Here is a 14,158-nt window from a genome sequence, read left to right as displayed (position 1 = left end):
ACAGTCCGAAGGAACGATTCTAGGACGGCAGTATCTGGAACCGTACCAACTCGTCGAGCACCTCGCGGGCGCCGTCGAAGTCCGCGAGCCTCGCGGCCACGGTCGCCATCGCCAGGCGCTCGGGCAGCACGGCCGCGAACTTCAGGCCGCGCACAGCCCGGGGGTCGACGTCCGGGAGCACCAGGGGGCCGTCCGAGCGCACGCTCTCCCGAGCTCTGGCCCAGGCGTCGGCGGTCACGTCTTCTCTCAGACGCACCGACAGGTCCGTGGGCCGCTGCACGGGATCGGTGACCGAGGACATGGTCGCCGTCAGCGTGGCGTTGGCACGGTATCCCGCCCACGTCCACCAGCGCATGCCGTCTCCTTCCCTGGTGACGAGGGTGCCACCCGGGTGGACCGACACCGGTGCCTGTTCGCTGCGCAGCTCCGCCAGGGCGGCTGTGGCACGTCCGGTGAGGGGTACCGGGGGATCAGTGCCCAGCATCACGTCACGCATGGCACGGGTGAGCGCGAACGACAGACCGGAGACCGCTCCGGAGGACCACTTGGCAACTCCTCCCCCATCGGCTGGTTCGACGAAGGCCCGTCGACGGGACCAGTCGATGTAGGTGACCCTCCAGCTGCGCCCGCCGAGGAGGAGCAGCCTGGGGCCCTCCCTCTCCTCGGTCAGCACCGAGGTGTCGGTCTGACCGATCTCCTGGCGTCCGGACAGGACGGTGAACTGCGGCGGGGCGGTGAAGGAGGCGGTCAGCTCGAGGAAGTGCCGCTTTCCGAAGCGCCGCTCGGCCTCCGGGCCGATGAACAGCATCCCGCTGTCGGTGTCCAGGTAACCCTCCTCGACCATGTTCCGCAGGATCGGTGCCGCCGAGCGGTCGAAGGGGGCGAGTCCGTTCCACTCCTCGGGCCACAGGCGGTCGCCGATCCGGTGCTTCTGGAGGACGAGGGCCAGGAGCTGTTGGGCCACCAGGTGGCGGGGTTCGCTAGGAGCGGAGACGGGTTCCACCCATCCCTTTCCCCACAGCACCAGCAGTCCCGCGGCCTGGAGCAGCGCGTCACGGTCCGTGGCCAGGAACAGGCAGTTGCGGGTGCTCCCCCGGCGCCGTCCTGTCCGGCCGACGCGTTGGAGGAAGGAGGCGACCGTGGCGGGAGAGTCGATCTGGATGACCCAGTCGAGGTCGCCGACGTCGATTCCGAGTTCGAGGGTGGACGTGGACACGATGACGCAGTCCCGTGCCTCCGCGAATGCCTGTTCGGACCGGGTCCGCTCGTCCACCGACAGGGAGGCGTGGGACAGGAACACCGTCACGTCCCGGGCGCGGAGTGCCGCACCCAGCTCCTCCACCTGGCGGCGGGAGTCGCAGAAGACCAGCCGTTTCTCTCCCCGGTGCAGTGCCGCGATCATCTTCGCGGCGTTGGCGATCGACCCGACGTAGTCCAGTTCCACCTCGCCGGCGGGCCGGGAGGGGGCGGGGCCCTGTGCGGCCTCGGGCGCGACCACCCTGCCACGACGTTTTTCCGGGGCGGCGCCCTGCAACCAGGTGAGCAGCTCCTCCGGGTTGCCGACCGTCGCTGACAGGCCCACGCGCTGGATACGGTGTCCGGTCAGCCGTTCCAGGCGTTCGAGGACCGCCAACAGGTGCCATCCGCGGTCGTCCCCGGCAAAGGCGTGCACTTCGTCCACGACGACGGCCCGGATTCCGCCCAGCAGTTGCTCGTGGTCGGTGGTCGTTCCCAGGAGCATGGACTCCAGTGACTCGGGGGTGGTGAGAAGGATCTGGGGCGGGTCGGTACGCATGCGCCGGCGCTGGGACTGCCGTGTGTCCCCGTGCCACAGCTGGGCGCGTCCGCCCAGCCAGCCCGCGTAGGTGTCGACCCGGGTGACCAGGTTGTTCAGCAGGGCTTTGAGCGGACACAGGTAGAGCACGGACAAGCCGTTCCAGCCCTGCTTCCGCATCGCCGAAAGCAGGGGGAAGCAAGCGGCCTCGGTCTTGCCGCCCGCGGTCGGGGCGAGCAGGACCGCGTCGTCACCGTCCATCAGGGGGTCGATCGCGGCCCGCTGCATCGGGCGCAGGTCGGGCCAGCCCAGGGTGTTGACGATGTGGTGCAGTACGACCGGGTCGAGCCGGTCCAGGGGGTCGGTACTCACCTACAGGTCCAGCTCGACGTCGTCGGCGGTGAGGTTGCGCTCTGTCTCGGTGAGCTCGGTGCCGCGCACGGTCAGCCGGTAGTGCTGCCTGGGATCGAAGTCGTCGAACTGGTCGATCCTGTCCAGGACGTCGGCCACCAGTTTCTTGAGGAACAGCCGGGGGGCCACGCCGACCTTGCCGCCGAGAGCGCCCCCGACGGCCCTGGCCAGGTCGGCGACATACTCGTCGTCGGCCGCGCTCTTGATCCGGTCGGGGTGCGCCGAGCCCTGCGCGTACAGGTCCCGGATGGTCACGCCCAGCCCCACGAGGGAGTCGTGCGTGAAACCCGTGAGCCGGATCTGCGGAGCACGCGGGCTGTCGAAACGGGGGTCGGTGTCGAAGTCGGTGTGCAGGCGCTGGGCCAGCGGGGCCAGACGCTGCACGCCCTGCTGGCCGTCGTAGAAGGCAGGGGTCCCCGTGATGATCAGGTACAGCCCCGGGAAGCGCCCCGAGTGCACCTCGTCGATGAGCTGGCGCAGCGCGTTGAGCGCCTTGTCACGGGCGTCGGAGCGCACCCGCTGCAGGGTCTCCACCTCGTCCAGCACCACGAGCAGACCGGGGTGCCCGCTGTCGCGCAGGACGGTGAGAAGGCCCTGGAGGGAACCAAGAGCCCCGAAGTGGTCGAGGTCGCCGCGCACGCCCGCCGACCGGCGCGCCGAGGCGGCCACGTGGGGTTGGCCGCCGAGCCAGGCCAGGATCGCCGCAGCCGTGGCTTCGTCGCCCTCGGCGAGCGCCGCGCGGTATCCGCGCAGTGCGGTCGCGAACGACGGAGCGTGCCGTGACACCTCGGCCAGGCGCGCGGTGAGGAGCCGTTCCACGGCTTCGGGCAGCCCGTCCTCGTCTGCTCCGTCGGCCAGGGCGTCCTCCTCCAGCGCGTAGAACCAGGCGTCCACGACCGGGCGCAGCGCGCTCGGCGGGAAGCTGGAGGTGGTGAGGCGCTCGGTCATCCGGCGGTAGACGGTCTCCAGCCTGTGCAGCGGGGTCTCGGTCTCCGACACCTGGATCTCGCAGACCGCGAAGTTGCGCCGCTTGGCGCGCTCGCCGAGCCAACGGGTGAAGAAGGTCTTGCCGGATCCGTACTCACCGCGTACGGCTTTGAACTTGGCTCCTCCCGAAGCCACCGCGTCCAGGTCCTCGTCCAGCGCCTGCTCGAACCGGTCCAGCCCGGTGGCGAGCAGGTCCAGGCCGCTCTCGGGCACGGCTCCGCGCCGCAGCGCGTCGACGACGCCGCGGCGGCGTGCGGTACTGACCTGGGCTGGGCGGGATGATCCTGCGGTACTCACACTCTCCACTTTCCCACGAGCTCCGGTGTCCCTCGGCGGTGGTCTTGTGCGTGTAGCCGCTTCCGGTGTCGGGAACGGCTAAACGCACAAGGTCACCACGCGGGGAACTACCCCAGTTCGAACTGGTCGCGCAGCAGTGCGGTGTGGAGCCGCAGTGTGCGCCCGTCGGGCAGGGTCTCCAGGACCTGGACCCCGTCGTAGTTGAGCAGCTGGCGCAGCACAGCTGCGAAACCGTCCGCGCGGGTGGCGGGGTAGCCGATGCGCTGGGCCAGGGCGGTGGCCGGCAGGGTTCCGGCCTCCAACAGCACCTTCACCGCCTTCTCGACCTTGTCCATGGGGGGTTTGCGGGCGAGGAGAGCCACCTGGGAGTCGAAGGTCTGTGTGGCGACGAGGCGTCCCACCAGCTCGCCCCGCGCGTCGACGGCCCCGGCCGACGGCGACGCGACCGGCTCGGGTGCCCCGGTTTCCTCCGGTCCGCCGGGCGACACGTCGAAGAGGGCCTCGTGCGTCTTGGCGATCTCGGCCTCCTTCCGTGCGGCCTGAGGACTCCTGACCGTCCGCTTCGGCGCAGGTGCTGCGGCCTCGACAGCGGGGCCCGCTCCCACCGCGCCTGCATCCACGGGTTCCCGGTGCCACCAGGCGGGGTACTGGTCGCCCAGTTCGCGCCATCCCTTCGGTGGCATGGCTCCGAAGGGCAGGAACGCCAGGACGGGGATGGTGAACTCCGCCGGGGCGGCGCCGCCGTGGTATCCGGCCTTCTGGGAGGTGTACCGGGAGTCGGCGTCCCACAGGGCGACGATCTCGGCCCCGGGCTCGGGCCACACCACGCGAGGTCCGGACAGGGCGATCTCGCCCTCCTGGATCGGCCCCCCGGGTTCACGGTGGCGGGCGGAGGCCGCTCCTTCGGTCTCGACCCTGGCACCGTGCCGGTCAACGACATGCCCGTGGTCGCTGGTGAGGATCACGGCCATGCCCTGGGCTGCCGCCTCCCGAAGCAGTTCCTGGAGCTTACCGACGTCGGAGAGCCGCCAAGCGCCGTCACCGAGCTTCTGTTCCTTTCCGAGCCGGTCGTCGATGGTGTTCAGCACGACGGCGATGTGCGTGCGCTCGTCGGCCAGGGCCTCGGTCAGCCCGGGACCGAACGTGTCCCCGGTGTCCTGGGTGCGCAGCTCATCCTTGTGGAAGACGACGGCCGGGGCTCCCCGCCAGAACCGGTGCTGGGGGAAGAGCCTCTTCTCGTCGGCCTGGCCGCCCTTCATGAGCTGCCCGGCGAACAGCGAGGTGCGGGACACGGCTGTCAGAGTGGGCAGCGCGGCGGCCATGCCCCGGCGCTCGGGCGGGAGGGACACGCCGGCGGGCGGTTCCGGCAGCGGGTCGTACTCGGCCCAGTGCCGTCGCAGCTCCTCGGCCAGTTCCGTGGCGATCGCCGCGCTCATCCCGTCCAGGAGCAGGAGAAGGAGCCGGTGACCGTGTCTGTCCGACACCACGGGCTGCACGACCCGCTTCAGGAAGGACTCCACGGTCAGCATCGTTCCGGGCTCGGTGCCCGCTGCTGTCCAGGAGGCGAGGTCCTGGGCGAAGGAGCGGTCGATGGCCTGCCGCCGCTCCCGGATCCTCCCGCCCAGCTGGGAGTAGGCGGCCCGCAGGTCGGGATCGGGGTCGCCTCCGGCCTCGATGTGGTCCAGGGCCCGGTCCACCCAACCGGTGTCGGCGATCTGGCGCCGCACCGCGGCGGCCACCGTGTCGGAACCGGTGGCCGGGTCGGTGGCGAGCCACTGGGCGAGCCGCTGACCCATGCGGGCGCGTTCGATCCGCACCCCGGTGTCCGCTTCCCCGGCCAGTTTGTGCTCGTCAAGGGCGCGGACGGCCGCAGCGACCGCTTCAGGGCCGGCCCCGGCGCCGACTTCGAAGCCGGCCAGGAGCCGACCGACCTCGGAGAAGCGGGCGTTCAGCCCTTCTCTCAACACCGGGCTGGCCGCGGCGGCGCTCTCCGCGCCGAACTGGGCCACCAGTCGTGAGGCCCGCTCCAGCACGGGCCCGGTGGTCCGCAACGCTTCGCGCGCAGCCCCTCCGTCGCCGATTCCGACTTTCAGCAGCATCTCCACGTACTCCGCGCAGGAGCGGCCGAACGCAGCCAGAAGCACGTCCAGGGCTTCCCCTACCGCGGGCGGCTCCTCACCGAGCCAGCGTTCGGCCCGTCCCCTCGCCCGGTAGGTGGGGGCATCGGCCTCACGGTCTTCGGCCCACAGGGCCGAGCACACCAGTCCGAACGCCACGGCGTCCGGCCCGTGCTCAGCGGTGACCAGGGCGAGCAATACCCGTCCGGCGGGCCCGGCCTGCTCGGGTTCGCCGAGGAAGGCCCCCAGCCCGGCGCGTTCGGGGCCGCGCAGCGCCAGCAGGTGCTCGGGGCCTCCCGGCGCCAGTGACCAGCGCAGCAGGGCGTGCGTGTCCAGGTTCTCCCCGGAGCGGGGGGAGTCGTCGCCCGGAGCCCGGTCGGTGTCATAGCGGCCCAGCCGCAACCTCCGCAGTGTCAGTGCAGCCAGCGCGGCTCGGCGGGACAGGACCCCTCCGGCGACCGTGGGCCAGCCGCACGGCGGGGTGGCGTCCAGTAGGGATTCGGCGGCCCAGTCCTCGTTCTTCAGGCCGGGGTCGACCTGTTCGGCGCCGAAGGCGTCACGCACCACGTCCCAGCGGTCGACGCTCTCGACACGCTGCCTGTACACGCGGGCGAGGACGGCAGGGTCGAGCTCCGTCTGCTCCCGGTCGGTGAGCACCACCAGGATCCGGGGCCCGTCGGCTTCACCGAGGTGACCGATGACCAGTTCGTGTACGGCCAAGGGCGAAGGCGCCTTGGCAACCCTGGCGCTCCGCCCTCCGTCCCAGGTGAGTTCGGCGGGCCCTTCCCACTGGGGAGTGGAGCGCAGGAGTACCACGCGCCGCCGCCCGGTGCCGGTGAGGGAACCCTCCAGCGCCGACTGGGAGGACAGGTACTGGGTGAGTGCTGCAGTGGTCAGTCGCACCGTGCCGGCGGTAGCGGAAACGGGGGCAGGAGAGGTCGTCGTACTCATCGCTCCACGACCCGCCAGGTGATCTCCACGGTGGCGTCCGGCTCGGACTCACGCAGTGCGGCCAGCTCCGCCGCCAACATGCTCTCAGCCTGGCCTGCGGTGGTGCGTGTGGTGCCGAAACGGCGCGGTGAGCCCGCCCCTGCGCCCGTGCCGGTGCTCTCCGGCTGCTCGGCGGATACCTGAGGGACGTTGGACTTTCGGTTCAGATCCACGTCCTCCGGCCGGGCGACGTGATCGTCAGCCACAGGAGACGGCGGGGGCGGAACGGAACGCTGGTTGCGTTTGATCAGGGCGGTCACCTCGCGCCTGGTGGAGGCCAGGGCCTCCACCAGGTCGGTGGTGCGTTGGTCCTCGCGCGCGACCCTGCGCAGCGACTCCAACAGCTCCTGTCCCTCGATGCCCTGGCCCTGCGCCAGCTCCAGGGTGTCCCAGGACGCCATGGTGAGCGCCTCGGCGACTCGCTGGGCCTGCTTGATCGACGTACCGTACCGGTCGGCGTTGACCGCCCCCAGGTCGAATCGGGCCAGCGCCTCGATGGTCCGCTTGGCCGCGCTCGTCCCGGCCGTGCCCTTCCCCGCCTCCGTCAGCTCCCTGAGCAGATCGAGTGAGCGCCGCGCGAGCGCCAGACGCCCCGTCTCCCCCGTCTCGTCCAGTCCGAGGAACACCGAGTGCTCCTCCAGCTTGCGGACGAGGTCCGCCGCCGACTCCTGGTGGATACGGGCGCCCTCGGTGATCTGCTTGGCGAAGTGGTTGACCATCCGACCGCGCCGCAGCGTGGGAGCCTTCTCCCCGAAGACGGCCTCGAAGCGTTCCCGGGCCCGGTCCCAGTCCTGCTGCTCGGGGCTCGGCTGTTCGCGCAGCGCGTCGTTCGGCTTGATCCCCGAGAGTTCGGGCGCGGGGTCCAGCGGAACGCCGCCGCGCACCCACACCCGGTCCGTCATCTCCGCGAACGAGGCCGCGACCAGGCCGGCCAGGAAGGGCTCCAGCCCCCGCCGCTCGGGACGGTCGGTCCAGTCGGTGAGGTGGGTCAGGCTCAGGTCTCCGGTGAACCCCTCCACACGGGCCTGGGCATGGAAGTGCTCGGCCCACCGCACGGACAGCTCGAAGTAGGCCTCCTTCTGCTGCCCGAGTCCGAGCGGTCCCGCCACGCGGCGCATGACAGCCCGGTCCTTGGCGGGGACCTCGGTCCGCCTGTCGCCCGCGTCCGCGGCGGCCCGCACGTGCGTGAACACCGTCCTGGCCTCGCTCGCCTTGACGGCGGTACCGGTGCCTTCCGGGTCCAGGTCGGGGTGGGCGGGGAACTGGTGGGCCAGCAGCTTGCCCGCGACGTGCCGGATACCGTCGCGCATCGGCTGTCCGAGGGAGACCTTGAGGTCGGTTACGTCTGGGAGGGCGTGGAAGTGGTCGTCGAAGTCCGTGACGTCGCCGGGCTTCTTGTCCGCCAGCCCGTACGCCTGCTTGAACGCCCCCTTGACCTGCTTGAGCAGCGCCTCGCGCTGGGACTGGAGCAACCCCTTGGCGCGTTCCTTGTCGTCGGCGTTGAGGTGGGAGGCGTACTGGTTGGCGAAACGGCTCTCGTTCGCCAGGGCCCGGTCGATGACGACGAGCTTGCGGAAGTCCGCCCACCGCTGGGCGGACAGGTGGGCCGGGATCCACGCGACCGTCCGGGAGCGCTCACCCTTGCCCCGGCTCTGCCTCTCGCGCAGGGTCGTGATCCGGTTGACGTCGTCGGCCGGGCTCCGATCACCCTCGTCGAAGGGCAGGTCGACGATGATCCGCCACTGGTCCTCCATCTGCGGCTGAAGGTCGTGGTCGGGCATGTCGTCCTCGTCGGCGACGTTGCCGAAGAGCACCTCGGTCGAGCGGTTGGACCCCCTCCACACCAGGTGCAGGTCGTCCGCTCCCATCCGGCCCTCGGCGCGGTCCACGCCCAGTTCCTCGGCGAGCAGCCGCTTGGCCAGCATCATCCTGTTGCCGGCGTTGTCGTTGACTTCCGCGTTCTTGATGACCGAGTCGACGTCGACCCCGGCCAGTTCCAGCCTGACACCGGGGTTGGCGGCAGTACCGGTCTCCTTGATCTCGGGGAACCGGGCGGCCCACTCGGCGACCTTGTTCTTGATGATGCCGACCTCGGCGCCCGGGAGCGGAGAGGCCACCGACCCGTGGTTGAGAGCGCCCAGCCGACGGACCGTCAGGTCGTTGAGCGTGGGCACGCTCGGCGCCAACGCCGACAGCAGCAGCGTGCACACCAGGCGGTCGTCGCCGACGAACGCCTTGCAGCGGTTGGCCAGCCCCTTGTCCTTGATGTCGGCGCGGTGGTGCAGGTACCGGTCGACATCGTCGTCGGTGAGGTCGTACGTGTTGAGCAGGTAGGGCCGGAGTTTGTTCCGGTACAGCTTGTCGGCGGCGTCGAAGACCACCTTCAGGCTGTCCACGAACGGCTTGTCACCGCCCTCCGCGATGACCGGGTACAGGTCACCGACCGGCACCAGGTCGCCCAGGCGCAGGTCGTCGCGGTGGTCGGCGAGCAGCTGGCCCATCAGCTTCAAGCCCGTGCGGGACCGCTGGAGGGCGGAGGAGATGTGGACCAGCGTGTCCATGAAGGCGGGCGAGAACGGGTAGGTCAGCCGGAAGGAGGCCTCGTCGGCCCCCGTGGTGCTCTGGTCCGACCCCAGCAGGGTGTCCCACACCTGCGGGCCGCCGGCCCTCTTGGTCTTGGCGAAGGCCTCGTCGATCAGCCCGGCCTTGCCCTCCTTCGGCTGGAGCAGGCGCGCGTGGGCGACCTGGGGGAGGTTGCGGTCCTCCAGGGTGATCTTGTCGAACCGGCCCGAGGCCAGGTTCAGCGTGTCCTGGATGGAGGACTCGGCCGCACCGGACACCTCCTCGCCGACCAGTTCGCGCAGGTCCCGCTGGCGGGCGATGAACGAGACGATGGGGATCGCACGGCGGGCGTCCCCGCCCTCCACGAAGTTCGTGATCTTGCTGGCCTCTCGGGCCACGAACTTCTGGTCGTGGATGAGCGTGGCCAGCCACAGGATCAGCTCGTCCAGGAACAGGACCAGCCCGTCGTAGCCGAGCGACTTGGCGTGCTCGGCGATCACGGACAGGCCGGCGTCCAGGGAGATGAACCCGTGCTCGTCCTCGGCGGCCCCCCGGGTGAACCCGGGCAGCAGGTTGGTTCCGGCGTCCTTGACGAGTTTGGACCGCAGCTCGGCCGGGGTGGAGGGGTCCACCAGGTTCAGTTCGTCGCCCTCGTTCGTTTCCGGGGCGCTCAGGGCGGTGTCGAGCCGCTCCGACGTCCAGGCGAACTCGTCCCAGTCGTCATCGTCGTCCGTGGAACCGTCCACGAGGGCCCCTGCGCCCGTGGCGGAGAGGCCGTTGATGACCGTGTCGTCACCCATCCGCTCGCGCATGGACCGGATGGTGTCGAACAGGGCGTCGGTCCGGTAGACCTGCGGGGTCGGCGCGTCCGGGTGCAGCTTCTGGACGTGCTTGACGTACCCGCCGAGCACCCGCTGCTCCAGGGCCTTGGCGCCGAGCATGTGGTAGGGGACCAGCAGGAACTTGCGGCTGTCGCTGGCCAGCCACTCGTGCTTGGTCAGCACCTGGTCGAAGTCGCCGCGGGACCGCGCGGCCGCGTTCCCGCTGAGCAGGGCGTACAGCACCGCCATGAAGTGCGACTTACCGGAACCGAACGAACCGTGCAGGTAGGCGGCCTTCGACGTCCGTCCGTCCAGCGCGGACCGGATGAGCCCCAACGCCTCGTCGAAGTTGTCCAGCAGCTTGTCGGTGACCACGTAGTCCCGGAGGGCGTCCTCGACGCCTCCGGGCGTCGTCGCCTCTGCCAGGCTCAGGACGAAGTCCGAGGTGGAGATGGACTCCTTGATGTTGATGACGTCCCGGAGCAGGGGCTGCTCTGACATGGGGGTGTTCGCCTCTCCTTCGATTCCGCCGGACCCGCCGGGGCCGCTGTGCCGATCGTCCCGCTACTGCTACTTCTTCTTGCCCCCGCGACGGCCACGGGTGGCGGCGACGGGGCGCCATTCCCTCAGGTGGTCGTCGGTCAGGCCGTGCTCGCCCTGGAGCTGCTGGCGGTACCCCGAGAAGAACCCGGCGGGAGAACTGCCGTACATCGCGTCGAACTCGTCGTGCCACTGAGCCAGCCACGGCTGGAGCTCGAGCAGACCTGCCAGGAAGGGGGTGATCTCCTCGGCGGACAGAACCTGGACGGAGACGTAGGAGGCCAGCGCCTGCGCCTGTTCCCGGTGGTCCCAGCCGGCCCAGCCGTACAGCTTGGGGGTGGCGTCGTTGGCCGAGCCGTAGGAGATGAACCGCTCCTTGGGCACGTCCAGCTTGCCACGCGCCTTCCAGAAGGAGGCGCGGAGGAAGTCGGCCGAGGTGTACTTGGGCGGGACCTTGATGGAGTCCCGGATCCTGCGCTTGGCGGGTTCGTCGGGGGCTGCGTCCTCCTCCCGCTGGAGTTCCCAGGTCCTCTCCCAGTCGGCACGCTTCTTCAGGCCGGAGGGCTTGTAGCGCAGAGCGGAGATGAAGGGGACGTGCTCTTCGGTCACCAGGGCGGCGACCACGTCTGCGAGCTCTTGGCGAGGGGCGTAGATACGAGCGACCGAGGTGAAGTCGTCATCGCGCGAGAGTGTGTCAACGAGCTGGGAGAGGGTGAGGAGGGCGGGCTGGTCGTTGTCGTCGTACCAGTGCTCGCGGGCCTCCACCCGGTCCAGCAGCCAGGAGCGCAGGGCCTTGTCCTGGAGGGAGTCCCAGCCCTCGGTGGCCCACCGGCGCTTGTACTCGGGGCGCTCCACCATGCCGATGGCCCGGGAGGACTCCATGACGTCGATGCGCTTCTGGACGACCTCGCGGTATTCCTCCGGCCAGTGGGAGGGGATCTCGGTGATAGGTGTGGAGCCGTGGCGCTTGAACCACTCGCCGGAGGCCTCGCCAGCGGCGACCTTGCGGGCGAGCACGATCTCGAACGCGCGCTCGCCGAGCGCGATCTCACGAATGTCGAAGGAGTCCGGGACGCGTAGGTCTTCGTCGTGCAGGTTGTAGAGGGAGTAGACCTGCCAGTCCAGTTCTTCCTGCAGAAAGATCATTTGCCTGCGAAGGGATTCCCAGGTGGCCTTGGCTTCGCGAAGGGCCACGGCAGTAGGCGTAGTGGGAGCAGCCAGAACGGAAGGGCTGGAGACGGCCAGCTTCTGGGCCAGGGCATCCAGAGCGGTGCCAAGCTCAGTGGGGTACTCAGCCGGGAGAGGGAGCCTGGTTACGTTGGTCCCATTGAACTGATAAAAGTCCTCGAATGGAACCGTGGACTGGCGTGCACCCTTGCTATCAACGGTACTACCCTTATTGTGGCACATCATCTTGAGCCAGAAGCAAACCGAAGAGCTATTCAGAAGACCAAGCAGACGCAAATGATCTTCCTCACTTGCCCCTTCACGCAGCTTAATCACTGGAGCCGTCTGCTTAAATACCTTTCCCCCCCGATCCAAAACGAAGTGATTATGAGTCGACACTTCCGCAAACGTGATCGACATTGGCGTGCGTAGTTTTTTTACAGCCAACCTGCCATACTCAGTCCAACGCAACCCAGAGGCTATTTTTGTCTTACCGCCGAACATAACACTTCGAGAAACAATAGTCCGCCCAGGCCACATGTACCGCAGTAGAGATGAATTAGTTTCTACTTCAATCGGCTTGAAGTCATCTTCGTAAGGAAAAATCGCATCTTCAAACCCCTCCCCCACCCAGTCTCGAATAAGGTCTCCGGTAACCATGGGACGACGATATGAAACTGGCAAATCTCGCCGATCAGCACTGCCAGGCCCAATCAGATAGAGGTCATCCTCAAGCGTGAAGCTCGTAATTCCGACTGAATCAGCGATAGAAGATACCCGAGAGAAACTCCCCCTTTCTATCCCCTCAACCATCTCCAGACCACCATCGGCGAGAATCCAAGGCTGCTTACCAAAGTAGCGCGATCGATCGAGATCATCCACCGATATCCACCGACCAACAAATCCCGGGTTGTCAATCTGAGCCACAATCTCAGACCAAACCAGCCCATCCTCGGCATTCACTGGCGCAGAGGGCTCCCCTTGGACATTACGGACGGCCCTAATGGTGCCGGATCGTTCCTTGCCGATACGCCGCGTGCCAACGATAATAACCGTGGGCGTTCCATGCCCTGGAATATAGGCACCAGAAGTGTCGATGACCTCCGCTAATTCAACCTTGCCGCCAAAGAACTCCTCGATCAGCTTGGCGCCGAACTCACGCTTCATGAAGGAATTTGAGGTGATCTGGCCAACATAGCCATAACCGCGCCCATCATCATCACCCCGCTTGACCAGTTCAAAGAAGCGCTGCGCAAAGGGCACCGAAAGGGCGTACTTACCAGAACAGGCGTCATAACTCTTTCGGTAAATCTCATTAAGACTCTTGTCCTTCACTGTGATGTATGGAGGGTTTCCCACCACTACATGGTAGCGCCCCTGTTCCAGGATGCCCTTGTGCTCGTGTACATCCTCTGTCGCATATGCGAAAGACGCCAATGAGTCACCGGAGTTCTCCATTTCCAGGGCCAATTCAAGCTGACGGGCCTCAATCAGCGAGTCACCGACAGCTAGGTGCATCGGCCAGTCGTACCTGCCTGCGTCGGCGAACGTCCGGATATTGGCCGCAGCCATCGCCGCGACCAGCAGCCGGAACCGTGCAATCGCCACCGCGAACGGGTTGATGTCCACACCATGCACCGAGTCCAGAGCTGCCCGCACTTGCTCGTGCGCATCACCGCCAGGCTGCCCCTGCGCCCAGAGCTTCACCATGCGCTTGAAAGCGCCCAACACGAAGTGCCCGGACCCGCATGTCGGGTCGATCATCTTCAGATCCTGGTAGCCGAACTCCCGCACGGCCGGGGTCATCGTCCGATCAAGAATGAACTCCTCGACAAACTCCGGGGTCTGGAGCAGGGCATACGTCTTGCGCGCGTTCTCCGACAGGTCCTGGTACAGGTCGCCCAGGAACCGGGTATCCCACCCCTGCGTACCATCGTCGTTCAACGGATCCGTGAAGTCGTGAATGAGCACGCCCTCACTATCACGCTCACGCCAGAACTCCACCAGGTCCCGGGCTCCATCGTGGGAGAGGGGGATCTGGAACAGCGGGTTGTGCTCGGGGTGGAACAGCAGCTTGCCCACACGGCCCGCGCCCAGCTCCGCAAAAGCCCGCTCCAACCAGCCGCGATACGTGGGGTCCTCGTCAGTCTCCACGTAAGCGCTGTACCGCGCCTCGGCCAGGTCACGGCGTTCGATCTCGGGTGCGGTGAGGTAGGGCTCCGGGATCAGCCGGTTGTCCTCGGCGAACCGGACGAACACCGTGCCCAGCACCCACGCCACCGCGACCTGGGTGATCCGCTCGTCGAGCCACGCGTTCCAGGTCGCCGCCGTGCGGTTGAGCTTGCTCGCGCGGTTGTACTCGCCCCGCAACCGCGTCCTCACCTCGTCGATCTCCCGCACCTGTGCGGCGAGATCGGATTCGGCCCCCTTGACCTGACGCTTCAGATCGTCCAACAGCGCTGCGCGGTCAATCACGTGGCCTTCTCCCGAAC

The 14,158-nt window shown here is 68.0% G+C and carries 5 protein-coding genes; all 5 read right to left on the bottom strand.

What is annotated here, in order from left to right; all coding sequences use genetic code 11:
• Positions 1-19: 19 nt before the first annotated feature.
• Positions 20-2,146, bottom strand: coding sequence for a DEAD/DEAH box helicase (locus tag ACIRPH_RS28850; RefSeq protein ID WP_402919891.1), 2,127 nt, complete (start codon positions 2,144-2,146; stop codon positions 20-22).
• Positions 2,147-3,469: a BREX system ATP-binding protein BrxD gene (gene brxD / locus ACIRPH_RS28845; protein WP_402919889.1), complete on the bottom strand. Its 1,323-nt coding sequence runs from the start codon at positions 3,467-3,469 to the stop codon at positions 2,147-2,149.
• A 107-nt stretch (positions 3,470-3,576) separates the two neighbouring features.
• The gene (pglZ, locus tag ACIRPH_RS28840) at positions 3,577-6,489 is read right to left on the bottom strand and encodes a BREX-2 system phosphatase PglZ (protein ID WP_402919887.1); all 2,913 of its coding nucleotides are present in this window, start codon (positions 6,487-6,489) and stop codon (positions 3,577-3,579) included.
• A 44-nt stretch (positions 6,490-6,533) separates the two neighbouring features.
• Positions 6,534-10,460, bottom strand: a complete 3,927-nt coding sequence (locus tag ACIRPH_RS28835) for a hypothetical protein (protein ID WP_402919885.1) — start codon at positions 10,458-10,460, stop codon at positions 6,534-6,536.
• 69 nt (positions 10,461-10,529) lie between these two features.
• On the bottom strand, positions 10,530-14,141 hold the full coding sequence (gene pglX, locus ACIRPH_RS28830; protein ID WP_402919883.1) for a BREX-2 system adenine-specific DNA-methyltransferase PglX: 3,612 nt from the start codon (positions 14,139-14,141) through the stop codon (positions 10,530-10,532).
• Positions 14,142-14,158: the final 17 nt, after the last annotated feature.

This window comes from Nocardiopsis sp. NPDC101807, assembly GCF_044766605.1.
GTDB classification, from domain to species: Bacteria; Actinomycetota; Actinomycetes; order Streptosporangiales; family Streptosporangiaceae; genus Nocardiopsis; species Nocardiopsis tropica.
The sequence above is the reverse complement of the archived record's forward strand: the minus strand, read 5'-3'. Positions and strand labels throughout refer to the sequence as shown.